The 23,343-nt window shown below is 72.6% G+C and carries 22 protein-coding genes; 9 read left to right on the top strand and 13 right to left on the bottom strand.

All coding sequences use genetic code 11. The features are described from left to right. Positions 1 to 14 precede the first annotated feature (14 nt). The 4 genes from B073_RS0125730 to B073_RS0125715 all read right to left on the bottom strand — a co-directional run bounded on the left by B073_RS0125730 (position 15) and on the right by B073_RS0125715 (position 4,308). Positions 15 to 926, bottom strand: a complete 912-nt coding sequence (locus B073_RS0125730) for a LysR family transcriptional regulator (RefSeq protein ID WP_018540969.1) — start codon at positions 924 to 926, stop codon at positions 15 to 17. 106 nt (positions 927 to 1,032) lie between these two features. Further along, a complete protein-coding gene (locus B073_RS0125725) occupies positions 1,033 to 2,226 on the bottom strand; it encodes a glycine C-acetyltransferase (protein ID WP_018540968.1) in 1,194 nt (397 codons plus the stop codon). Positions 2,227 to 2,284: 58 nt separating this feature from the next. Next, positions 2,285 to 3,313, bottom strand: coding sequence for an L-threonine 3-dehydrogenase (gene tdh / locus B073_RS0125720; protein WP_018540967.1), 1,029 nt, complete (start codon positions 3,311 to 3,313; stop codon positions 2,285 to 2,287). Positions 3,314 to 3,573: 260 nt separating this feature from the next. After that, positions 3,574 to 4,308: a VOC family protein gene (locus B073_RS0125715; RefSeq protein ID WP_018540966.1), complete on the bottom strand. Its 735-nt coding sequence runs from the start codon at positions 4,306 to 4,308 to the stop codon at positions 3,574 to 3,576. Positions 4,309 to 4,596: 288 nt separating this feature from the next. Between B073_RS0125715 and B073_RS0125710 the strand changes: the two genes are divergently transcribed. The 4 genes from B073_RS0125710 (at position 4,597) to murJ (ending at position 10,058) form a co-directional block, all read left to right on the top strand. Next, positions 4,597 to 7,014, top strand: coding sequence for a SpoIIE family protein phosphatase (locus B073_RS0125710; protein WP_018540964.1), 2,418 nt, complete (start codon positions 4,597 to 4,599; stop codon positions 7,012 to 7,014). A 103-nt stretch (positions 7,015 to 7,117) separates the two neighbouring features. Beyond that, a complete protein-coding gene (locus B073_RS0125705) occupies positions 7,118 to 7,309 on the top strand; it encodes a hypothetical protein (RefSeq protein WP_018540963.1) in 192 nt (63 codons plus the stop codon). A 107-nt stretch (positions 7,310 to 7,416) separates the two neighbouring features. Next, positions 7,417 to 7,923 (top strand): DinB family protein, encoded by a 507-nt coding sequence (locus tag B073_RS0125700; RefSeq protein WP_018540962.1) that lies wholly within the window; start codon positions 7,417 to 7,419, stop codon positions 7,921 to 7,923. Positions 7,924 to 8,288: 365 nt separating this feature from the next. Next, positions 8,289 to 10,058, top strand: a complete 1,770-nt coding sequence (murJ, locus tag B073_RS0125695) for a murein biosynthesis integral membrane protein MurJ (RefSeq protein ID WP_018540961.1) — start codon at positions 8,289 to 8,291, stop codon at positions 10,056 to 10,058. A gap of 19 nt (positions 10,059 to 10,077) precedes the next feature. Here murJ and B073_RS0125690 read toward each other — a convergent pair whose 3' ends face one another. From B073_RS0125690 to B073_RS0125680, 3 genes are all read right to left on the bottom strand, one after another. After that, complete coding sequence (locus tag B073_RS0125690) at positions 10,078 to 10,311, bottom strand: hypothetical protein (RefSeq protein ID WP_018540960.1); 234 nt, start codon at positions 10,309 to 10,311, stop codon at positions 10,078 to 10,080. Positions 10,312 to 10,395: 84 nt separating this feature from the next. Then, positions 10,396 to 11,136, bottom strand: coding sequence for a class I SAM-dependent methyltransferase (locus tag B073_RS0125685; protein ID WP_018540959.1), 741 nt, complete (start codon positions 11,134 to 11,136; stop codon positions 10,396 to 10,398). A 72-nt stretch (positions 11,137 to 11,208) separates the two neighbouring features. Then, positions 11,209 to 11,667, bottom strand: a complete 459-nt coding sequence (locus B073_RS0125680) for an Lrp/AsnC family transcriptional regulator (RefSeq protein WP_026247726.1) — start codon at positions 11,665 to 11,667, stop codon at positions 11,209 to 11,211. Positions 11,668 to 11,837: 170 nt separating this feature from the next. On the opposite strand from B073_RS0125680, the gene B073_RS41155 reads away from it, so the two are divergent. Continuing rightward, positions 11,838 to 12,482 (top strand): AzlC family ABC transporter permease, encoded by a 645-nt coding sequence (locus tag B073_RS41155; protein ID WP_018540957.1) that lies wholly within the window; start codon positions 11,838 to 11,840, stop codon positions 12,480 to 12,482. Continuing rightward, positions 12,475 to 12,804 carry a branched-chain amino acid transporter permease gene (locus tag B073_RS0125670; protein ID WP_018540956.1) on the top strand — a complete coding sequence of 110 codons (330 nt, stop codon included), beginning with the start codon at positions 12,475 to 12,477 and terminating at the stop codon, positions 12,802 to 12,804. Before B073_RS41155 ends, B073_RS0125670 begins: the two co-directional genes overlap by 8 nt. An 85-nt stretch (positions 12,805 to 12,889) precedes the next feature. Here the strand turns inward: B073_RS0125670 and B073_RS0125665 are convergent, their stop codons facing one another. Next, positions 12,890 to 13,555, bottom strand: coding sequence for a nitroreductase (locus B073_RS0125665; RefSeq protein ID WP_018540955.1), 666 nt, complete (start codon positions 13,553 to 13,555; stop codon positions 12,890 to 12,892). A 127-nt stretch (positions 13,556 to 13,682) separates the two neighbouring features. Here B073_RS0125665 and B073_RS0125660 point away from each other — a divergent pair, with 127 nt between their 5' ends. Continuing rightward, a complete protein-coding gene (locus B073_RS0125660) occupies positions 13,683 to 14,573 on the top strand; it encodes a DUF2268 domain-containing protein (protein WP_018540954.1) in 891 nt (296 codons plus the stop codon). A gap of 90 nt (positions 14,574 to 14,663) precedes the next feature. Here the strand turns inward: B073_RS0125660 and B073_RS0125655 are convergent, their stop codons facing one another. The 4 genes from B073_RS0125655 to B073_RS0125640 form a co-directional block, all read right to left on the bottom strand. Beyond that, a complete protein-coding gene (locus B073_RS0125655; protein WP_018540953.1) occupies positions 14,664 to 15,536 on the bottom strand; it encodes a GNAT family N-acetyltransferase in 873 nt (290 codons plus the stop codon). Between the two features lie 32 nt (positions 15,537 to 15,568). Next, positions 15,569 to 17,020, bottom strand: a complete 1,452-nt coding sequence (locus tag B073_RS0125650; RefSeq protein WP_037812756.1) for an amino acid permease — start codon at positions 17,018 to 17,020, stop codon at positions 15,569 to 15,571. A 161-nt stretch (positions 17,021 to 17,181) separates the two neighbouring features. Beyond that, the gene (locus B073_RS0125645; protein ID WP_026247723.1) at positions 17,182 to 18,138 is read right to left on the bottom strand and encodes a hypothetical protein; all 957 of its coding nucleotides are present in this window, start codon (positions 18,136 to 18,138) and stop codon (positions 17,182 to 17,184) included. Positions 18,139 to 18,356: 218 nt separating this feature from the next. Continuing rightward, positions 18,357 to 19,784 carry an MFS transporter gene (locus B073_RS0125640; RefSeq protein ID WP_018540950.1) on the bottom strand — a complete coding sequence of 476 codons (1,428 nt, stop codon included), beginning with the start codon at positions 19,782 to 19,784 and terminating at the stop codon, positions 18,357 to 18,359. A 25-nt stretch (positions 19,785 to 19,809) separates the two neighbouring features. Between B073_RS0125640 and B073_RS0125635 the strand changes: the two genes are divergently transcribed. Together B073_RS0125635 and B073_RS0125630 are read left to right on the top strand one after the other, a co-directional pair. Beyond that, positions 19,810 to 20,343, top strand: a complete 534-nt coding sequence (locus B073_RS0125635; protein ID WP_018540949.1) for a CGNR zinc finger domain-containing protein — start codon at positions 19,810 to 19,812, stop codon at positions 20,341 to 20,343. Between the two features lie 344 nt (positions 20,344 to 20,687). Next, positions 20,688 to 21,290 carry a winged helix-turn-helix domain-containing protein gene (locus B073_RS0125630; RefSeq protein WP_234025165.1) on the top strand — a complete coding sequence of 201 codons (603 nt, stop codon included), beginning with the start codon at positions 20,688 to 20,690 and terminating at the stop codon, positions 21,288 to 21,290. Positions 21,291 to 21,363: 73 nt separating this feature from the next. Here B073_RS0125630 and B073_RS0125625 read toward each other — a convergent pair whose 3' ends face one another. Then, positions 21,364 to 23,100: an enoyl-CoA hydratase-related protein gene (locus B073_RS0125625; protein ID WP_018540947.1), complete on the bottom strand. Its 1,737-nt coding sequence runs from the start codon at positions 23,098 to 23,100 to the stop codon at positions 21,364 to 21,366. Between the last annotated feature and the right edge of the window lie 243 nt (positions 23,101 to 23,343).

Below are 23,343 nucleotides of genomic sequence, written 5' to 3'. Positions count from 1 at the left end.
CCGGGCCCGCCCCGTCAGCCGCCCTGCGCGGCCGCCGCCGTCCGCAGCGCCGCCAGTACCGGACGGAACAGCGGATGGCCCTCCGCTCCCCGCCGGACCGCGGCGAACACCCGGCGGGTGGGCGCGACCCCGTCGACCGGCCGCACCACCACACCCCCCAGATCCATCCCGCGCAGCGCCGAGCGCGGCACCAGGGCCACCCCCGCGCCCGCCGACGCCAGCGCCACCACCGCCCGGAAGTCGTCCGAGGAGTGCCTGAGATCCGGCCGGAACCCGGCGTGCTCGCAGGCCAGGACGACCACGTCATGGCACGGATTGCCGGAATAGGGCCCGATCCAGGGGTCCTTGGCGAGCCCCGCCAGCGGCACCGCCGCCGCCCCGGCCAGCGGATGGCCGGGCGGCAGCACCGCGTCGAACGGCTCGGCGTAGAGCGGGACCCGGGTCAGCCGGGGGTCGTCGGCGTCCGGCGCGCCCCGGTACTCCACGGCCACCGCCACATCGACCTGCCGGTCCAGCACCATCGGCAGGCTGGCGTCGCCCTCCGCGTCCTGGACCCGGACGCGGATGCCCGGCGCGGACTCGGCGAGTTCGGCCAGGGCCGGGGCGAGCACCAGCCCGATGCCGGTCGCGAACGCCGCGACCGTCACCGTGCCCGCCTCGCCCTTGTCGTACGCGGCCAACTCCGCCTCGGCGCGCTCCAACTGGGCCAGTACGGCGTTGGCGTGGCCGAGCAGGATGTCGCCCGCGGCGGTCAGCCGGACGCCGCGGGCGCCGCGCTCGACGAGGCGGTGGCCGGTCTCCTGCTCCAGCGCGGCCAGCTGCTGGGAGACCGCCGAGGGCGTGAGATAGAGCGCGGCGGCCGCGGCGGTCACCGTGCGGTGGTCGGCCAGCGCACGGAGGATGTGCAGCCGACGTGCTTCGATCATGGATCCAGTTTCGCAGGGTTCGGGCCTGTCCGGTGGATCAGGGCGGAACCGGCCATGGTCCACCAGACAGGCCCGGAGGCCGCCTTGCGCCCCGGAAACCGTGCGGTCAGCTCTCCAGGGCGGCGCGGGCCGCCACGAAGGCGTCCACCGCGCGGTGCACGTCCTCGGTGGAGTGGGCGGCGGAGAGCTGCACGCGGATCCGGGCCTGCCCCTTGGGGACCACCGGGTACGAGAAGCCGATGACGTACACCCCGCGCTCCAGCAGCAGCTCGGCCATCCGGCCCGCCTCGGCCGCGTCACCGATCATGACGGGCGCGATGGGGTGCTCGCCGGGCAGGATCGCGAAGCCCTCCTCGGTCATCCGGGACCGGAACAGCGCCGTGTTGGCCTGCAGGCGCTCGCGCAGGTCGCCGGCGCCCTCCAGGAGGTCGAGCACCTTGAGCGAGGCGGCCGCGATCACCGGCGCGAGCGAGTTGGAGAAGAGGTAGGGGCGGGAGCGCTGGCGGAGCAGCGCGACGATCTCGGCGCGCGCCGCGACATAGCCGCCGGAGGCGCCGCCCAGCGCCTTGCCGAGGGTGCCGGTGAGGACGTCGACGCGGTCCATCACGCCGCACAGCTCGGGGGTGCCGCGGCCGCCGGCGCCGACGAAGCCGACCGCGTGCGAGTCGTCGACCATCACCATCGCGCCGTAGCGGTCGGCCAGGTCGCAGATCTCCCGCAGCGGCGCCAGGTAGCCGTCCATGGAGAACACGCCGTCGGTGACGATCAGGGTGCGCCGGGCGCCCTGGGCCTCCTTCAACTGCCGCTCCAGGTCGTCCATGTCGCGGTTGGCGTACCGGAAGCGGCGGGCCTTGGAGAGCCGGATGCCGTCGATGATGGAGGCGTGGTTGAGGGCGTCGGAGACGACCGCGTCCTCCGGGCCGAGCAGGGTCTCGAAGACACCGCCGTTGGCGTCGAAGCAGGAGGAGTAGAGGATGGTGTCCTCCTGGCCGAGGAAGCCGGAGATCCGCCGCTCCAGTTCCTTGTGTACCTCCTGCGTGCCGCAGATGAAGCGGACCGAGGCCAGTCCGTAGCCCCAGCGGTCCAGGGCCTCGTGGGCGGCGCCGACGACCTCGGGGTGGTCGGCGAGGCCGAGGTAGTTGTTGGCGCAGAAGTTGAGGACCTCGCCGGGGCGGCCGCCGGCGGTGACCGCGACGGTGGCGGACTGCGGGGTGCCGATCACCCGCTCCGGCTTGTGCAGTCCGGCGGCGCGGATCTCGTCGAGGTCGGTGCGCAGGTCGTCGCGTACGGCGTCGAACATGAAGGGTGTCTCCTTAGCGGGCGGAAGTCGGGGGGATGGCGAGGGGGGGGCCGCGGAACTAGGCGCTCCAGTCGAGGATGACCTTGCCGCCCTGGCCGCTCGCCGCGTCGGCGAAGGCGGCGTCGAACTCCTGGTACGGGTAGCGGCCGGTGATCACGGGGGCGAGGTCGAGGCCGCCCTCCAGCAGCACCGACATCGCGTACCAGGTCTCGAACATCTCCCGGCCGTAGATGCCCTTGATCGTGATCATGGAGGTGACGATCCGGGACCAGTCGACCGGGAACTCCTCGGAGGGCAGCCCCAGGACGGCGATCCGGCCGCCGTGCGTCATGTTGGCGATCATGTCGCGCATCGCCTCGGGCCGGCCTGACATCTCCAGGCCGATGTCGAAGCCCTCGCGCAGGCCCAGTTCGCGCTGGCCGTCCTCGATCGAGCCGTGCGCGACGTTGAGGGCGAGGCTGACGCCGACCTTGCGGGCCAGTTGCAGGCGCTGCTCGCTGACGTCGGTGATCACCACGTTGCGGGCGCCGGCGTGCCGGGCGACCGCCGCCGCCATGATGCCGATCGGGCCGGCCCCGGTGATCAGGACGTCCTCGCCGACCAGCGGGAAGGAGAGCGCGGTGTGCACGGCGTTGCCGAACGGGTCGAAGACCGCGGCGATGTCGAGGTCGACCGGCACCCGGTGCACCCAGACGTTGGAGGCGGGCAGCGCGACGTACTCGGCGAAGGCGCCGTCCCGGCCGACGCCCAGGCCGACCGTGGCGCGGCACAGATGGCGCCGGCCGGCCAGGCAGTTGCGGCAGCTGCCGCAGACCAGGTGGCCCTCGCCACTGACGAGGTCGCCGGCCTTGATGTCGGCCACGTCCCGGCCGGTCTCGACGACCTCCCCGACGAACTCGTGGCCGACCGTCAGCGGGGTGCGCACCGCCTGCTGGGCCCAGCCGTCCCAGGCGCGGATGTGCAGATCGGTGCCGCAGATGCCGGTGCGCAGCACCTTGATCAGGACATCTCCGGGGCCGATCGCCGGCTCCGGCACGTCCGTCAGCCAGAGTCCCGGTTCCGCCTTCTGCTTGACCAGTGCCTTCACCGCATCGGCTCCCGTACGTGAATGAGTGCTGTGACGTCACGGGGGCCCGGTGCGGCCCGCCGATCTCGGCCAGAAATCTTCCGTACGGACGGCTCCGGGTCCATCGAGGATTTCTTAATCGCCCCCGCAGATCACCTTTACGCCCCAGTCGTCACAAGAATGAAGCCCCCGTGGTCACGGGAATGCGGGGCCGTCACGACGTCCGGCGGGGCGAGGGGCCGAGGCGCCGAGGCGCCGGCCAGTGTCCCCCGCCGCCGGTATCAGTCCGGCGGTCCCGGCCCCGTCACGGTGAACAGCCCGCCGTCCGGATCGCGCACCATCGCCTGGCTGCCGGTCCCGTCCCGGGTCGCGGTCACCGGGGTGACGGTGCCGCCGGCGTCCACCGCAGCCTCGGTCACCGCCGGCACGTCCGGCACCCGGAAGTGCACATGCCACTGCGGCCGCACCCGCGGATCCGGGGCCGCCTCCACCGCCCCGCCGCGCAGCACCGCCACCACATGCTTCCCGTCGTGCACGATCACCTGGTCGTGCTCGTACGTCACCTGGCAGCCGCCCGGCTTCTCCGACGCCCAGTCGAAGACCTCGGCGTAGAAGATGGCCGCGGCGAACGCGTCCCGGGTGCGCAGTTCGAGGATCGCCGGGGCGTGGCCGGTGCCCACCGACCAGCTCAGCGTCTGCCCCTCCCAGAAGCCGAAGGTGGCGCCGTCGGGGTCCGCGGCGAGGGCGGCCCGCCCCGGGCCGAGCTTGAGCGGCCCCACGGCGACCGTGGCGCCGCGCTCGCGGATCCGGGCGGCGGCGTCGTCGGCGTCCGGCACCGCGAAGTACGCGGCCCAGGCCACCGGCACCTGGAAGTTCGGCGCCAGCGCCCCGATCCCGGCGACCGGCTCCCCGTCGTGCAGGGCGACCGAGAACTCCTCGCCGAGGCTGGCCGAGCGGAACTGCCAGCCCAGCACGGCTCCGTAGAAGCGATGGGCGGACTGCAGGTCGGTGGTCATCAGGCTCACCCAGCAGGGCGCGCCACGTACCGGCGCGGTCGGGCGTGGGGACGGCATCGCCATCTGCCTCCTGGTGCTCGGGCCGTTCGACGCGTGAACGTGGGTCGGCCCGCGCGGGTCGGCGTGGGTCGCGGCCGGGTCCTCGACGCCCCCTCCACTGTGCCAGCGACCGCCCGGACCCGCACCAAGGGACGTCCGCCCGCCGGTCGCCCGCTCGGGGCAGGGCCGGTTGTGCGGCTCGATACCGGGCTCGATGCTGGAGGTACCGAACCGGGCTGGGCTGATGCCATGAACGCATGGAGCGGGGCGACGAGCGCCGACTTCCGTGGTCCCCTCGACGTCACCAGGGCGGCCACGGCGGTGCTGGACGCCCGGGGACGGGTGATCGGGTGGAGCGCGGCGGCCCGGAAACTGCTGGGCTACGCACCGGAGGAGATCGTCGGCCGGCCGGTCGGCACCTTCCTGCCGGCCACGGCCGACCGGCCCCCGGGCCTCCCGGAGCCGTCGGCCCTGGACATGGCCGGCATCGAGGCCCGGACCGCACGGCACGCGGACGGCCACCGGCTGCCGGTGGCGATCACCATGTGCCCACTGGCCGACGCGCTCCAGGACACCACGGAGGGGCCGGCCCGGGTCCTGGTGGCGACCGGCCTCGACGACCTGCGGCGGTGGGAGGCGCGCCAGGCGATGCTGCACGGGCTGGCGACGCAGTCGCCGGTGGGGCTGGCCATCTACGACAACGACCTGCAGCTGACGTGGTTCAACAGCTCCTACGGGCGGGAGATCGGGCTGCCGCTGCGGCAGTTGATCGGCAAGCGGGCGGACGAGCTGTATCCGGGCGCGTTCGTGACCGAGGGCTACCCGCACGACCTGGAGGTGGTGATGCGCCATGTGCTGGCGACCGGTGAGCCCTTCGTCGATCTGCACTTCGTCGGCGAGCAGCCCACCGACCCGGGCACCGAGCACGTCTGGTCCTGCTCGTACTACCGGCTCCAGGACCCGGACGGGCGGGTGCTGGGCGTGTGCGAGGACTCCTTCGACATCACCGACCGCTACCAGGCGCAGCGCCGGCTCAACCTCCTGGTGGAGGCCGGCCGGCGGATCGGCACCACGCTGGACATGGTCGGCACCGCACGGGAGGTGACCGAGGTCGCGGTCCCGGACTTCGCGAGCACGGTGACCGTCGACCTGGTGCGCTCGGTGCTGGAGGGCGGCGATCCGGCGCCGGACGCGGCCGGGGTGCCCGAACTGGTCCGGGTCGCCGCCCGCTCCCGGGACGACCCGCCGGACCGGCCGCCGCTCCCGCCACACCCGGTCGCCTACCGGCGGGGCATGCTGCCGTACCGGAGCCTGTCGTCGGGCGGGCTGATCCGCACCGAGCGGACGATCGTGGTGCCGCTGCGGGCCGGCGGCCTCCTCATGGGGCTGGTCACCTTCGACCGCGGGGACAGCCCGCGGGTCTTCGACAGCGGCGAGGTCGACCTGGCCGACGAAATGGTCGTCCGGGCCGCGGTCTCCATGGACAACGCCCGCCGGTTCGCCCGGGAGCACACCGCGGCGCTCACCCTCCAGCGCGATCTGCTGCCCCAGCACCTGCCCCCGCAGTCCGCGGTGGACCTGGCCTACCGCTATCTGCCCAGCGACGACCGGGCCGGAGTGGGCGGCGACTGGTTCGACGTGATCGGGCTGTCCGGCACCCGGGTCGGGCTGGTGGTGGGCGACGTGGTCGGACACGGGCTCCAGGCCGCGGCCACCATGGGGCGGCTGCGCACGACCGTCCGGGCGCTGGCCCGGATGGACCTGGCGCCCGACGAACTGCTCGGCAGGCTCGACGACCTGGTGGGGCAGACCCCGGAGGAGCGCGCCGCGGGGGGCGCGGAGGAATCCGGCCCGGGTGAGGTGACCCCCGGGGTGACCTGCCTGTACGCGGTCTACGACCCGGTCTCGCGGCACTGCACGATGGCCCGGGCCGGGCATCCGCCGCCGGCGATCGTGACGCCCGGCGGCGCGGTGTCCTTCCCGGACCTGCCGGCCGGGCCGCCGCTGGGGCTGGGCGGCCTGCCGTTCGACTCCTGGGAGACCGAGCTGCCGGCGGGCAGCCTGCTGGCGCTGTTCACCGACGGGCTGCTGCGCGACCGGGAGCGGGACGTCGACGCGGGGCTGGCGATCCTGGACGAGGTGCTGCGAGCGGACGGGCGGCCGTTGGAGGAGCTGTGCGACCGGGCGCTGGCGGAGCTGCTGCCGGGCGGGGCGACGGCCGACGACGCGGCGCTGCTGCTGGTGCGGACCCGGGAGCTGGACGCCCGGCAGGTGGCGGCCTGGGAGCTGCCCGCGGAGCCGGCCGCGGTCGCCACCGCCCGGGAACTGGCCACCGGGCAGCTGGTGCAGTGGGGCCTGGCGGAGCTGTCCTACGCGACGGAGCTGATGGTCAGCGAACTGTTCACCAACGCCGTGCGGCACGCCTCCGGGCCGGTGCACCTGCGGCTGCTGCGGGATCTGGCGCTGGTGACGGAGGTCTCCGACACCGCCCACACCTCGCCGCACCTGCGCTACGCGGCGAGCGACGACGAGGGCGGCCGGGGGCTGTTCATCGTGGCGCAGCTGGTGCAACGCTGGGGGACGCGGTACACGCAGACCGGCAAGACGATCTGGACGGAGCAGGCGTTCCCCCCGGACTACCCGGGAGCGCCGCGGCCGGTGGGCTGAGCAGGCGCCCCGGGGTACGCCGTGCGGGTCGGCGGAGCCGGTCCCATGATGGAAACCACCAACGAGGTCCCGGCACTCGGCGGGCGCGGAAAGAGGAGGACCTGTGACGACCAATGGCAGTGAGACCCCGGCCCGGCAGCGGCCAGCGGAGCTGTACACCGGTAGCGAGCGGCCCTTCGACGCGGAGGACCTGGTCAGGGCGTCCGGGCGCGAGCCCACACCGCACAGCCTGGCCTGGGCCCAGCGCATGATCGACGAGAAGGGGCGGGCCGCCATCGAGCGGTATCTGCCCTAGCGACGGCGGTGCGGCGACGGCGCCGCGCCACCCGTCCGTACGGCCCGGAGGCGACGGCCCCCGGGCCGCGGCGTACGGTGCGGACCCCGCCACTACTCTCTCGGTACATGACAATCGAACGGATCGATCCGCCCGCGCAGGCCGGTGAGCGCGAGATGCTCCGCGCCTACCTGGACTTCCACCGGGCCACCCTGGCCATGAAGGTCGAGGGACTGACCGACGAACAGCTGCGGCGGCGCTCCATGCCGCCGTCGACGCTCTCCCTGCTCGGCCTGGTGCGGCACCTGGCCGAGGTCGAGCGCACGTGGTTCCGCCGGGTGGTCAACGGCGAGGACATCCCGCTGGTCTGGTCCGACGAGGGCGACTACCAGGCCGCGTTCGACGACGGCGGGTCCACCGGCGCTTCGGCCTTCGCCACCTGGCAGGCGGAGGTCGCGCACTCCCGGCGCATCGAGGAGGCCGCCGAGTCCCTGGACGTCACCGCCTACCAGCCCCGGTGGGACAAGGAGGTCTCGCTCCGCCTGATCATGCTGCACATGATCCACGAGTACGCCCGGCACAACGGCCATGCCGACTTCCTGCGCGAGGGCGTGGACGGGGCCACCGGCCCCTGAGCCCCACGGCGGACGCCCGCGGCCGTCCGCGCATGCGACGAGGTCCCTTCCCCGCGCGGGAAAGGGACCTCGTGTTCTTCTCCGGAGCGCCCGGCCGGCCTTGCACCTGCATCTCCCACCGGTTGGTGGACGTCTTTCCTTGGACCACGGACGCGCGACTCCCGTCCGCAGGACCGGAGTTCGTTCATGATCGTACCCGACTTCCACGACCCGTTTCACCGGGCGGGCTTCCGGCCGATACATGGCCGAAGATGACGGGAAAGCCCCTGCCCGCGACGGTCCGCGCACGACCGGCCCGCACGGGATGCGAAGGTGTGCAGTCGAACGACGGGCCGCGAGGCCCGCCCTGACGAGGAGGAACAGGCATGGCCGCGCGAAGCGAAGAGGCCCACGGACCGGGAGGGCCGCGCAGCCGTCTGCCGGACGACACCCTTCCGCTGCGTGCGGCCACCGCACAGGTCACCACGCCCGCCCCGGCCGCCGTCCCCGAACCGAAGGGCGGCGCCTCGCGCCTGGGCAGGTCCAGCGCCCTGATGGCGGCCGGCACGATCGTCTCCCGGATCACGGGATTCCTGCGCACCCTCGTCATGGCGGCCGCGATCGGCGTCAGCACGCTGGGCGACTCCTATCAAGTCGCCAACACCCTGCCCACGATGATCTATGTACTGGTGAGCGGCGGGGCACTGAACGCGGTGTTCGTCCCGCAGCTCGTGCGCGCCATGAAGAACGACGAGGACGGCGGCGAGGCGTACGCCAACCGCCTGCTCACGCTCGTCGTCATCGTCCTCACCGGCGTCACCACGCTCGGCATCCTGGCCGCTCCGCTGCTGGTACGGATGATGTCCCCGGACATCGCCGCCGACCCCCAACGCATGGCCCTCACCGTGGCGTTCGCCCGCTACTGCCTGCCCACCATGTTCTTCATGGGCATCCATGTCGTGCTCGGGCAGATTCTCAACGCCCGCGGCCGCTTCGGCGCGATGATGTGGACCCCGGTCCTCAACAACGTCGTCATCATCGCCGCCTTCGGCGCCTTCATCTGGGCCTTCGGCGGCTTCACCAGCTCCGGCGTCAGCGCGGCGACCATCACGCCCGAAGGCGTCCGGCTCATCGGCCTGGGCACCCTGCTCGGCCTGGCCGTCCAAGCACTGGCCATGCTGCCGTACCTCCGCGAGGCCGGAGTCCGGCTCCGTCCCCGCTTCGACTTCCGCGGCCACGGCCTGGGCAAGGCCGCCGGCCTGGCCAAATGGACGCTGCTGTTCGTGCTCGCCAACCAGCTCGGCCTGATCGTCGTCACCGAGCTCGCCACCAAGGCGGGCGCCGTCGCCGAGCACGCCGGCCACCCCGGCTCCGGCATCACCGCCTACAACTACGCGTACCAGATCTGGCAGATGCCCCAGGCCATCATCACCGTCTCGGTCATGACCGCCGTGCTGCCCCGGATCTCCCGCGCCGCACTGGACGGCGACGCCGCCGCCGTCCGCCACGACATCTCCTACGGCCTGCGCACCTCGGCCGTCGCCGTCGTCCCCTGCGCCTTCGCCTTCCTGGCGCTGGGCACGCCGATGGCCACCCTGCTCTACGCCGGCTCGGGCAGCGAGGGCGCCCAGGGCATCGGCCACATCCTGATGGCCTTCGGCCTGGGCCTCATCCCCTACTCCGCGCAGTACGTCGTCCTGCGCGGCTTCTACGCCTACGAGGACACCCGCACCCCCTTCTTCAACACCCTCGTCGTCGCCGCCGTCAACGCCGCCGCCTCCGCACTGTGCTACGTCCTCCTCCCCGCGCACTGGGCCGTGGCCGGTATGGCCGCCTCGTACGGCCTGGGCTTCGCCGTGGGTATCGCCGTCGCCTGGCGCCGGCTGCGCAAGCGCCTGGGCGGCGACCTGGACGGCGCCCGCGTCCTGCGCACATACGCGCGGCTGTGCGCCGCCGCCGCACCGGCCGCCCTCGCCGCCGGAGTCACCGCCACCGCCCTGCTCCACGCCATGGGCCACGACGCCCTGGGCTCCCTGACCGCCCTCGCCGCCGGCACGGCCGTCCTGCTCGCGCTCTTCCTCGTCCTCGCCCGGCTCTGCAAACTCCCGGAGCTCGACGCGATGTTCACCATGCTCCGCAGCCGCCTCGGCCGCTGAACCGGACCGGCCCGCCCCGTCATGGCCGGTGCTCCTGCCGGGCCAGCTCCTTGAGCGCCATCCGGGCGGCCGGGGCGTGGCCGGGGATGTCGGCCCAGTACGGATGCGTGGCGATCTGCACGGAGAGCCGCTGAAGTCGGCGGCGCAGCACGGCCGTTCGCGCGGGGCTCTCCTCGGCGGCGAGCTGTTGATAGGCGGCGTACCAGGCGGACTGGGCCCGGACGAGGTCAGTGGGAAAGGCGTAGTGCGTCACACCAGGAATTGCATCACGTGTTCGAATTACGGCGCAGCACTCACACGAGTGAATGTGGCGCGTCCGGAGTCGGCCCGTCCGGCGTCACGGGCCTTCGGCCGCGGCGATCAGGAAGTTGGGGAGGTGGACGTAGCTCTCGATGCCGGGGGTGGTGTCCTGCGCTTCGCGTGCCGTACGGGGGTCGAGTCCCGGCTCGGCGATCTCCCGCAACCGGCAGCCGAGGGCGGCGAGTTCGTTGAGATAGGCCGAGAGCGGGCGGTGGAAGTCGGTGGCGTGGGTCTGGGCGATCGGGTACTCCTCCAGATAGCGGCGCAGGCGGTAGTCGCCGTGCTCGCGCCACGTCGACAGCAGCCGCTCGAAGGCCGGGTGGTTGACGGAGAAGAGGAACAGCCCGCCGGGGCGCAGGGCCTCGACGCAGGCACGCATGGCCGGTTTCCAGTCCGGGACGGCCGGCAGCACCATGCTGCAGACCACGGCGTCGAACGGGCCGCCGAGGTCCGGCAGCCGGGTCAGATCGGCCTGGACGTACACCACGCCCTGGGCGAGCGCGCGTTCCTTCTCCTGCGCGTAGGCGAACATCGTGTCGGTGGGCTCGACGCCGGTGACCTGCGCTCCGCGGGCGGCGAGCAGGCGGCTGAAGTAGCCGTGTCCGCAGCCCGCGTCCAGGATGCGGCGCCCGTCCACCTCGCCGAGCATCCGCAGCAGCACCGGGTTGATCAGATGGCGTTTGGCGAAGTCGCCGTCGGGCTCCATGGCCTCCAGCGCCGCACGGGGAATGTCGTTCCACTGCCGGATCGCGGCGTCGTTCGTCGGTTGCGTGGTCACCGACGGGAGCGTAGTCCGGCCGGGGCGGCCACCGGTGAGACACAAAACGGCCAACCGGCGGGCCGGGCGGGCTCACAGCTCGGTCTTGATCTTCTTCATGGTCAGATGGGACTCCACCCGCAGCACCCCGCGCAGACCGGTCAGCTTGCGCGTCAGGAACGCCTCGTAGGCGGCGTGGTCGGCGACCGTCACCCGCAGAAAGTAGTCCGGCCGCCCGAAGAACCGCCGCAGTTCGATGACCTCCTCGTAGGCGGCCACCGTGTTCTCGAACTCCTCGACGGTCTCGCGGTCGGTGGCGTACACCTCGACGTCGACCAGCACCTCCAGGCCGCGGCCGACCGCGGCGGGATCGATGACGGCCCGATAGCCGGCGATGACACCGCTCTCCTCCAGGCGCTTGACCCGGCGCAGACACGGCGGCGGGGTCAGCCCGACGCGCTTGGCCAGCTCGACGTTGGTCAGCCGCCCGCCCTGACGTAGGTGAAACAAAATTTCTCGGTCGACCGGATCGAGGTCGATTTCATTACCCATAGGGCGATCATAGGGGCACGATCGGCAACCAAATAAGATCCATTTCGTCCTAAAATTGCGGCATGGCAATACCCTCGGTCACCGCCGACGCTCCCGTCGGGCCCGCACCTCCCGCCCCGTCATCCCGGACGACGCCCCAGTACCGGGCCGCCTTCAAGGACTCCGCCTCGGTGGGCCTGGGGCTCGTCCCGCTCGGCATCGCCTTCGGGGTGCTGGTCACCCACTCCGGTCTCGCCTGGTGGTGGGCGTCCCTGTTCGCCACCCTCATCTACGCCGGCTCGTTCGAGTTCCTGCTGGTCGGCCTGGTCGGCGCGGTCGCCCCGCTGGCGACGGTCGCGCTGACCGCCCTCCTCGTCAACATCCGGCACGTCTTCTACGCGCTGTCCTTCCCCCTGCACCGCGTCCGGGGCCGCGCGGCCAGGACCTACAGCACCTTCGCCCTCACCGACGAGGCGTTCGCCCTGACCACCGGCGAGCAGGCCCGCTCCTGGCCCGGCGGCCGCATTCTGTGGCTGCAGGTGTTCATGCACCTGTACTGGGCCGGCAGCGCCACCGCCGGGGCCCTGCTCGGCTCGCTGATCCCCGAGAGCGTGCAGGGCCTGGACTTCGCGCTGACCGCCCTGTTCACCGTCCTGGCCCTCGACGCCCTCCGGGACCGGCGGGGCGATCTGCCCACCCCGGCGCTGGCCCTGCTCAGCGCGCTCGCGGCCCGCCTGGCCTTCCCCGACCAGCTGCTCCCGGCCGCCTTCGGCCTGTTCACCGCGGGTCTCCTGATCCGCCACTTCGTTGCCGAGCGGAGGCGCGCCGATGCCTGACACCCCGTACCTCGTCGCGGCGGTCGCCCTCTCCACCGCCGTCACCTGGGGACTGCGCGCCCTCCCCTTCGCCGCCCTCGCCCCGCTGCGCGCGAGCCGGACCGTCCAGTACCTCAGCCGCGGCATGCCCGCCGGCGTCATGGTCATCCTGCTCGTCTACTGCCTGCGCGACCTGCCGCTGACCGAGCCGCGCGCCCTCGCCCCGCTGGCGGCGCTGGCCGTCACCGTCGGCCTGCACCTGTGGCGCCGCAACGCGCTGCTCAGCATCCTCGGCGGCACCACCGTCCATGTGGTCCTGGCCAGCACGGTGTTCGCGCACTGAGCACCCGACGGCGGGCCCGCGAGCCGGGCGGAGGCCGCGGGCGGCGGCGCGGGCGGGCCGCCCCCGCAGGCCCGCGGCCAGGGGTTCAGTCGCCGAGGAACGTGACCGTCTCGGCAAGCGGAGCCCGGTCGGTACGGGCGCCGGTCACGGCGGTGTCCTCGAAGCCGATCGACAGCCCGCAGAAGAGGATCAGCCCCTCCGGCGGGGAGACGATCTCCGCGACCGTCCCGTGGTACACCGACCAGGCGATCTGCGGGCAGCTGTGCAGCCCTTCGGCGCGCAGCAGCAGCATGACGGTCTGCAGGTACATACCGAGGTCGGCCCACTGGGACGACCCCATGGTGCGGTCGACATAGCAGAAGAGGGCGGCGGGGGCGCCGAAGCACTGCCAGTTCGCGGCGACGGCGCGCCGGCGTGCGGCGGAGTCCTCCCGCGGTATGCCGAGGGCGGCGTAGCGCCGCTCGGCGGCGGCGAACCGGCGCTCCCGGTAAGGGGATTCCAGCTCGTCGGGGTACATCTGGTACTCCCGCTCGTCACCGGTGTCGCCGGCGGCCACCCGCGCCCCGGTGCGCTTCTTGAGCTCGGCGAGCGGCGACCCGGTCAGCACATAGCTGTACCAGGGCTGGAGGTTGCCGCCGGAGGGCGAGCGGGCCGCGGCGCCCAGCACGCGCTCCAGCAGCTGCCTGGGCACCGGCGCACCGGTGAAGCCGCGCACCGCTCGTCGGCTCGCCACCGCTTCGTAGACGTCCACGTGTAAGTCCCTTTCCCGTCGGCCCGATTGACCCACAGCAATCTACGGCGCCGCCTCGTGCGGGCCGGCGGGCGGCCGGGGCGGCACGCTTGACCCTCCTGTTACCGGAGGGCCTACCGTCGCAGGCATGAAGATCGTTGTTCATGACACCGCGTCCGCCATGCTGGAGCTCCTGGAACGTCCGCAGGAGCAACGGGCGGACGCCCTGCGGGAGATGTTCGCGCCCATCCAGCGCGTGATGTCCGAGGTGACGGGCGAGCTGGACCTCGTCGGGATGCACCAGAGGGGCGGTGGCTTCCGGATCGACCGCGACGATCCGCGCTATCCGGCCGCCCTGCGCACGATGCGGGACGCGGACGTGTGGCACCGCGTCGAGGCGGCGCTCGCGGCCGCGTGGGAGCGGATCGACGGCGCGGTGCCCGGCGTCCGGCACGCCGAGACGGTGCACGTCGTGGTGACGCTCGGCGATCCCGACAACGAGCACCTGACCGGCCGCAGTCACGGCTATCTCGGCTTCGGCGGGTTCCCGGGCGCGATCCAGCTGTACATATGGCCCACCGAGACCAGCCTGCGGAACATCGGCCATGCCGCCGCGCACGAGCTCCACCACAACGTGCGCTACGCGAACGTGGTCTGGGACCCGGCGGCCGTCACGGTCGGCGAACAGGTCGTCGCCGAGGGGCTCGCCGAGGCGTTCGTACGGGAGCTTTCCGGCGAGCAGGCCATGTGCCCGTGGACCCGCGACCTGACCGGCGCCGCACTGGACGCGGCGTACGAGAAGATCACCGCCGCCGTCGACGTCGCCGGTATGCAGAACCTCACCCCGTACGTCCACGGTGACGCCACGGCGCGGCTGATGGGGGCCGAGCCCGTGGGGCTGCCGGACTTCGCCGGGTACGCGACCGGGCTGCGGATCGCGACGGCGCATCTGGCGGCGTCCGGGCTGACCGCCGCGCAGAGCGTCGCACTGCCGGTCCGCGAGATCCTCGCCAACGCCGGGGTGCCGACCGGCGCGTGACCGCACCGGGCGGGGCCGGCCGGCGGTCGGGGGCCGCCGCGCGCGCCGCCGCGGGGACACCGGCGGCGGCGTGCGGGACGGTCCCGGTCGTCAGCCCAGTTCGAGGCTGGTGACGCCGAAGGTGTGGGAGGCGTCGGTGGCCGGGACCGGACCGGTGTACATGCGCACGGTGTGGGAGCGGGGGGTCAGACCACGGGTGGTGGCCAGGGTGTGCGCGGGAACGTTGGGTTCGGGGATGTCGAGGGTGACCTCGTCGTCGGGGTCGAGGTGCGCGGTGAGCGCGTCGAAGAGGGCCTCGGCGGTCTCGCGGGTGTCGGCGAAGAGCGGGCCGATGCGGTGGCCGGAGCGGGCCGGGCGGAGCACGCCGTATCCGACGACCTGGCCGTCCCGGAAATGGACCCGGGCGGTGTGGCTCGGAGCGGTCAGCCAGCGGGTGACGAACTCCCGCCGGTCGGCCGGAAAGCAGCGGCGGTCATAGGCGGCGATCGCGTCCAGGTGTGCGGCGGTGACCGGGTGGGTGTGCGGGGAGAGGGCGGCGCCGGGGGCGGGGTGGCCGGTGTAGCGGAGGGTGTCGTGGGCGGGGGTGAAGCCGGCGCGCCGGTAGGTGGCCTGCTGGGCGGGGACCCCGTCCAGGCCGATGGTCCGGGACCCGGCGTACGGGAGGGCGGCGCGCCAGGTGGCGAGGCCGAGGCCCTGGCCGCGGAGGTCGGGGGCGACGACGTAGTAGCCCAGGAAGGCGTAGTCGTCGGAGTAGTTCACGAGGGAGAGGGAGGAGACGGTGCGGTCGCCGCGGCGGCCGAGGAAGAAGCCGCCGGGGTCGGTGGGGTGGAAGCGGGTGATGTCGCCCTCGCCGGGGTTCCAGCCCTCGTCGGCGGTCCAGCCGACGACCTCGTGCCAGAGGTCTAACGGGGCGGCGGCGACGGCGAGTTCGCCGGCCGGTGCGGTGCGGATGGTCGGTCGCATCGCGGTGCGTCCTTTCTGGTGGGGGGCTGTGGTCAGATCAGGTCCATCGCCGCGACCTCGTCCGGGCTGCCGTAGCTGACCGGCCCCTGGAAGCGGCGGCGGGCGGTGGCGAACCACCAGGCCGTGGCGATCACCAGGACCACCGCCAGTGCGATCGGCGCGTAGTTGAAGGTCGCCGGGGTGACCGGGTACTGCTGCGGCAGCATGAACAGGACGTTGCTGACGGCGATCCAGAGCACGGCGAGCGCGGCGACGGGCTTGCCGTAGCGGCCGAGGTTCCACGGTCCGGCCTGGAAGTCGTCGAGCCGCAGGCGGAGGAAGATGGGCACGCCGTAGGAGAGGAAGAGGCCCACGACGTTGATGCTGACGACGGCGGTGAAGGCGGTGTGCGACCACCAGCCAGGGACGACGAGGACCAGCGAGCAGACGGCGGCGAGCCAGACGGCCTTGACGGGGGTGCGGGTGCGGTCGGAGACCGAATGCCACCAACGGGAGCCGGGCATCGCGCCGTCGCGGGAGAAGGCGAAGATCTGCCGGGTGTTGCTGGTCATGTTGGCGAGCCCGCAGAAGAGCATCGCGCCGATGACGATCAGCAGCAGGAACTTCGCGGTGTGCACGCCGAGTGCGTCGGTCAGAATCCGCACCGGCGGGGCATCGTCCTTCGCGGCGCCGGCGTAGTCGCGGATGGCGTACACCAGGGCGAGCATGAGGATCAGCCCGGTGATCGCGGAGTATCCGATGGCCCGCATGATGCCGCGGGGGGCATTGACCGTTGCCTTCACCGTTTCCTCGGACATGTGGAAACTGCCGTCGAAGCCGGTGAAGGTCCAGCTGGTGACGAGCAGACCGAGCATTCCGCCGTAAATGGCGTTGGTGAAGCCGGTGTTGTTGACGAAGTGGGTGGCGAAGGACGGCGCTTGATGGTGCGTCGGAATCAGGGTGAGGGTGGCGACGATGACCACCATGCCGATCAGCAGCCACCACACGGAAATCCGGTTGAGTACCGCGACGAGTCGGACGGTGTAGGTGTTCGCGAGGGCTTGCACCAGCAAAATCGCCGCGGTGATGCCGACGGTCTGCGGGGCGGTGGGCTGATAGGACGGCCATTGCATGGCGATGAACGACTGGATGAAGGTGGCGGCGGCGAAGTTGGTGGCCGCGGTGCCGCCGACCTGACCGACGAAGTTGAGCCAGCCGGTGTACCAGGACCAGGCGCCGTGGTGGCGCTTGGCGAGCTTGCCCGCGGAGAAGTAGAGGGCGCCGCTGGTCGGGTAGGCGGAGGCGATCTCGCCCATGGCGGCGCCGACGAACAGCACCATGACGGAGACCCCGATCCAGCCGAAAATCAGGATGCCGGGACCGCCGGCGTTCAGGCCGAATCCGAAGGAGGAGAAGATGCCGGAGATGATGTTGATGATGGTGAAGGAAATGGCGAAGTTGTCAAAGGCGCGGAATCTGCGGGTGAGTTTCCGCGGATAGCCCATGGCGTGCAGCGTCGCGTCGTCGTCGAGGGCGGCGGAGTCCACACCTTGCGGGGATTTCGAGCGGGTTTTGGCGCGAGGCGGGGAGGACGTACGGTCGGACACTACCGAAACCTTTCTGCTGGTGGGGGTCAACGGTTCGGCGGGAATATACGGCCGGTGCGTCACAAGCCGTGCGGGACGGGAAGTCCGCACGCTCTCCGGGCTTTTGTCAATTGCTCTTCGGGATCGCCGAACGCGCTCCATGGCATACGGGAGGCATACGGCCCCATGGCGGTGAGGACCTCGCGGGCCTCGAATTCGAGTTTCGCCATGAAGAGCGCGTGGCCGAGATAGGCCAGGTCGACGACCGGGGTGAAGCGGTAGTCGGCCACGGTGGGGAACCAGTTGCGGTACACGCCCGTGGCGGCGGTGATCCACTGCGGCTGCTCCCAGGCCCGGGCGGCCAGCGGCGCGTCGGGGTCGTAGTCCTCGACGAGGGCCACCAGGGGCAGCAGCCGGAGCGGCGAGGAGGCCGCCGCGCGCTGGCTCAGGAAGGCGGCGACGTCCCAGCCCGCGCTGGACGAGCCGCCGTGGCGGGCGAAGAAGAAGGACAGGAAGCGGTGGTGGGCCTCACGGTGCCAGGGGTCGAGCCGGAGGATGTGCGCGAGGAGATACCAGGGACCGGTGGGCGAGGTCAACAGGCCCTGCGGGGCGGGGTCCTGGGGATGATCGAGCCGGGCGAGGGCGAGCTGGGCGACCCAGGGGGTGGGGTCTCCGGGCGCCAGCTTCGCGGCGCGTTCGCACGCGGTGCGCGCGATGCGCTCCAGGGCGCCGGCCCGCCGGTCGCCGGCGTCGGCCATCCGCAGGGCCCGGAGCATCGCCACCCGCGCCCACAGCAGGGCGGCCTCCGGGCCCGGCTCCTCGTCGAGCCAGCGTTCGGCGAGGTCGGAGCCGGCCGCTTCGGAGGCGAGTACCAGTGACCGATGGGCCCGCAGCTCGAAATCCCGGCGGGTCTCCCGGAGCACCTCATGGGCGCCGAAGTAGCGCCCGGCCCGGACATCCACACATGCTTGCGCCAGCGCCCGGTCGTCGGCTGCTGGACTCCATACGTACTGCCCCTCGAAAGAGCCGGCCGGCATGTTCCCCTCCCGGTGCACGCGGATGCCTTGCGGCGCCCACGCATTTCGTCCATGCCGAATTCGGCCGGACCGCCGCCGCTGGTCGGTCGGCAGCGGCCCACACCCTACTCATTTCCTCCACCTTTCGAAAACAGTCGTCTGGAATATCTGGTTCCGCACCTTTCGTCAGACGGAGATTGAAAAAGAAACCAGTGCGCCGGAAGTTTTGAACGGCATATTCACTCCTTCCCGCACACCAGCCATGCCACCAGTCCGCCGACGGCCGCGATCACCCCCGCGACGAGGAACACCGCGGTCAATCCGGCCGCGTACGCCGCCGGTGCGGCGCCGGCCCCGGTGCCCGGAACGGAGCCGTGGAAGACGGTGCCCAACAGGGCGATGCCCAGCGCCAGTCCGAGCTGCCGGGCGCTGTTGGCCGCGGCGCCGGCCACACCACTGTGGGCCGGTTCCGCGAAGGCCATCGCCAGCGCCGGCAGGACCGGTGAGACCAGCCCGGCGCCGGCACCGGTGACGATCAGGCCCGGTATCAACACCTGCCAGGACGACCCGGTGCGGACCAGGAGGAGCAGCAGGTCGCCGGCGGCCACCAGGAGGGTGCCGCCGCCGACGCTCCACCGGGCGGGCAACCGGTGCAGTGCGCCGCCGGCCAGCGCGGAGGTGGCGAAGAAGGCCAGCGGCTGAACGGTGAGGACGAGGGAGGTGCCGAACGAGCCGAGCCCGGCGCCGTTCTGGAGCCAGAGGGAGAGCACCGGCAGGAACGCGAACGCGCCGAGGTAGTACGCGCCGGAGGCGAGCAGAAGCCCGTTGAAGGCCGGGGTGCGGAACAGCCCGAGCGGCACCATCGGGCGGCGGGCGGCACGCTCGACGACGGCGAAGGCGAGCAGCATTACCACACCGGACCCGAAACCCAGCAGGGTCGAGCCATCGCCCCAACCGGCCTCGCCACCGCGGACGAAGCCGAAGGTGATGCCGGTCGCGGCGAGGCTGAAGGTGGCGATTCCGGGCCAGTCGACCCGGGCCGCGCTCCGGGCGTGGTCGGCCGGGACCTTGGTGGCCAGCCACAGCGCCACGGCGCAGAGCGGCAGCGCGCCGTAGAAGATCCATGGCCAGGAGAGCAGTTGGGTGAGCATGCCGCCGGCGACGTTGCCGATGCCGGCGGCCGCGCCGGCGACCGCGCCCCAGACGGCGAAGGCACGGGCCCGGTCCCGGCCGGTGTAGGCCAGGCCGATCAGCGGGACGAGGGTGGCGAACATCGCCGCGCCCGCGAGGCCCTGCACCGCGCGGGCGGCGATCAGCAGGCGGACGTTCCCGGCCAGGGCGCAGGCGAGGGTGGCGGCCGTGAAGACGGCGAGGCCCAGGACGTAGAGGCGCTTGCGGCCCAGGGCGTCGCCGAGGGAGCCCATACCCAGGAGCAGGCCGGCCAGGGCCAGGGTGTAGACGTCGGTGATCCATTGCAGGGCTCCGAAGCCGGCGTGCAGATCGCCGGCCATACGGGGCAGCGCCACCGTCACGATCGTCGCGTACACGAGCAGCAGGAAGGTGCCCAGGCAGGCCGCCACCAGGGGCAGCCATCTGCCGTGGTCCGGCGGGGAGTTGTCGGTCGAGGGGGAGGTGCGGGGTGGCCGGCCGGCCAGGTGTGCGTCCATGGGCCCACCCTGATGTAATCCCCTTATGCAGCTGAACCCTTACGGGGAGGACCCGGTCCGCTATGTGATCGACCTCACCAACTCCCCTCCGGCCGGCGCGAACGAGCTGGCCGAGCGGTCCGTGGCGGCCGGCATGGTCCTGGACCACCCGGTGACCGACGACGACCTGACCGAGGTGCTGGCCTACCTGGACCGGTTCGCCGCGGTCGTCGACGCCCCCACCGACGCCCGCCGGGCGGAGCTGCTCAACGCCCTGCTCGCGGAGGCCGCCGCCTATCCGCGGCTCACCGACCACGCCGACGGCGGCTGGCACATCCACTACCGCGAGGACGGCCAGCACCTCGCCGGGGTGCTGCGGGCGGTGACCTCCGTCGGCACCGCGCTGCATCTGACCGGGCTGGGAATGCACCGGCTGGGCCGCTGCGCACTGGCCGAATGTCCCGACGCCTTCGCGGACTTCAGCCGCGCGGGCCGGCAGCGGTACTGCTCCCCCACCTGCGCCAACCGCGACGCGGTCCGGCGGCACCGCGCCCGGCGCGGGAAGCGGAAGGACCCATAAGGAATGCGTAAGGAAATCGATGCGGATTGAACTGATTCCCGGGCCCCGGTGACTCGGCGCAAGCGGCCCGGCCGGCGCGAAGCCCGGCAAACATGAAATCGGCTCAAGAGCAACCGTAATTAGCGGAAGCTACTATCCGGAAGCGCGCGATCACATGTAGCGTTCGTTCGGACCGGTGACGTGACGGTTGTTCACGTCACGAGTACGGGCACGGGCGCGACCGCACTCCCTACAGGGAGGGAGAGCGAGCGACCCGTTGGGGGCACCCGCATCACGAGTGTCGGTGCACCGGCCCTGCCCGGCCTGCCACCGGGCTGCGCAGCGATCGCGGCACAGCCGTACGCGTGCCGCGCGTCGAGCACCGCCATGTCTGTCCGAACACGCCTGCTTTGCAAGAGGAATGGGCCCAGATCATGTTTATGAACGCGTCGACGACCCCCCTTGCGTTGCGTCCGGATGCCGATTTCGGCGGGCCGGCAAAGTCCGACCACGGAGGACCGCCCTTGGCGGTCGACCGGCTCCCCGACGGCAAGTGGCAACTCACGCTGCACGATTTGGAACCGGTATCGGTTCACCGACTGACCTCGGACAAGCTGCACATCATCCTCGCCCCGCCGTGCGCGGGCGCGCCCGCGGTGACCGCCGGCGCGCCGCCGCAGGCGCCGGACCCGATCCAGATCGACACCGCGGCCCGCACCGTCTCCATCGACGGCCGGCAGATCGACATCCCCCGGCTGGAGTTCGACCTGCTGGCCCACCTCGTGCTGCATCCGCGGCGGGCGTTCACCCGGCAGCAGCTGATGGCCGCGGTCTGGCCCGACTGCCGGTCCAGCGACCGGACCGTCGATGTGCACATCGCCCGGCTGCGCCGGCGGCTGGGCCCGGGCCGGCGGAAGTTGATCACCACCGTCTTCGGCATCGGGTACAAGTACCTGCCGATGCCGTGAATCCGGCGAGGTAGGCCGGGATGAACGACGGGGGGCGGGCCGGTGGCCGGCGTACCCGCGGCCACCGGCCCGTTCAGCCGTGCCTGCGAGGTGCGCCGTCGGCCATCAGGACACCGGCGTTGAGGTGCTCCCGGGTGCCGGACGAGCGCTCCTTGCGGACGAAGGCGCGGCGCAGGGCGTGGTAGGGGGCGTTCGGGTCGGCGAACGTGCGCTGCATTCGGGCCAGTTCGTCCGCGCGGTAGGCGGCGAGCGGGCGCCGTGCCTCGTCGCTCTCCCGCTGGTCCTTCTTGGCGGCGATCCGGGACGGGACGCCGGGTGACGCGGCGAGCCGCCGGGCGAGGCTCCGGGTGCGGTCGCCGAAGTCCTGTGCGGGGCAGTCGACGATCCGGTCGACCAGGCCGAGCCGCTGCCCGTGCGCCGCGGTGAGGGGCAGGGCGCGGTCCATCAGCCGCGCGGCGGTCTGCGGGCCGACCCGGCGGGGCAGGGAGTACGTCCAGTATTCCGAGCCGTAGAGCCCCATCAGCCGGTAGTGGGGGTTGAGGACGGCGGCGTGCCGGCACCAGACCTCGTCGGCGGCGAGCGCCAGCATCGCGCCACCGGCCGCGGCGTTGCCGCCGAGGGCGGCGACCACCAGCCGGTCGGTGGTGGTCAGCACGGCGTGCACGAGGTCGTCGAGGGCGTTGATGTTGGCCCAGGACTCCGCGGCGGGGTCGGCGGCGGCCTCGATGACGTTGAGGTGGATGCCGTTGGAGAAGAAGTCCCGCTGTCCGCCGAGCACCAGGACGGAGGTGGGCCGGGTGCAGGCGTAGCGGTAGGCGGCCAGCAGCCGGCGGCAGTGGTCGGTGCTCATCGCCCCGCCGGGGAACGAGAAGCGGAGGAATCCGGCCGGTCCGTCCTCGTCGTAGCGGATGTCGGTCCAGGTACGCGGGGCGCCGTCGCCGGCCTCCAGGGAGGCGGGGATCTCGGGCAGGGACGGGAGCCGGTCGCCCAGGGCGAGGGTGGCGGGCAGTTTGACGGTGGCGGGCCCGCCGGGGGCGCGGGCCGGACGGAGTTCGGGGATCCAGACGGCGCCGTCGGCGGTGGCCCGGCAGAGCGCGCCGTGGCGGGTGGCGAGCAGTTCGCCGGGGCGTCCGGTGAGGGTGTCCTCGGGGTGTCCGCCGTGCAGGAACCAGGTCGCGCCGAGGAGTTCGTCCCGTACCCCGGGGCGGGAGTCGGCGGCCCTCAGGGTGCGCAGGACGGTCTCGGTGGGGTCCGTCGCCCAGTCGATGCGGCGGTCGTCCTGGCGCAGCGGTGGCCGGGGGCGGCCGGGGAGCCGGGCGGCGGGCAGGGTGTGCTGCGGTTCCGGGCGGTGGGTGCCGGAGGCGAAGCGGTCGACGGCGGTCAGCAGCGCCTCGATGGCCGCGTCGGCGATCTCGTTGCGGTACAGGTCGCTCTTGCCGACGGCCGGGACGGGGCACTCGGCCGACGCCCAGATGTCGCCGGCGTCCATCTCGTCGTTGGCCTGGAGGACGGTCACGCCCCAGCGCTCCGCGCCCAGGTGGACGGCCCAGTCCACCGAGGACGGGCCGCGGTCGCCGAGCGGGCCGGGGTGGACGATCAGACAGGGCCAGGCCGACCAGACCTCGCGGGGGACGGCCGTGGTCAGCATCGGCGCGACGATCAGGTCGGGGGCGTGCCGCGGCACCAGAGCGGCCAGCGGCGTCCCGCGGGCGACCAGTTCGACGCCGAGGCGGTGTCCGCGGTCGGCGAGTTCGGCGTAGGCGCGCTGCGTCAGGCTGTTGAAGGCGCCGGCGAGGAGCAGGATGCGCACAGCGGGCTCCCTGGGGTGGCTGGAGGCGGTGGACGGTCGTGATCGTTACGCGTGCGCGCCCACCGGGCGGCGGACCCGCCAGGGAGGTCACCCGATAGCGTCCGGTGCGCGCCCGCCGGGCGGCGGACCTGGGGACTGTCCGACGGGTGCCGGCCGCCGGGTCCGTGCCGTGGCGGCCCCGGCCAGGGAGTTGACGTCGCGTCAGAAAGTTCCGCGCCCGGCCGGTTCGGCGGGATCCCGCCA

It is taken from the genome of Streptomyces sp. MspMP-M5, assembly GCF_000373585.1.
Classification (GTDB): Bacteria; Actinomycetota; Actinomycetes; order Streptomycetales; family Streptomycetaceae; genus Streptomyces.
Note: the sequence above shows the minus strand (reverse complement) of the source record. Positions and strands in the feature narration are given on the sequence as shown.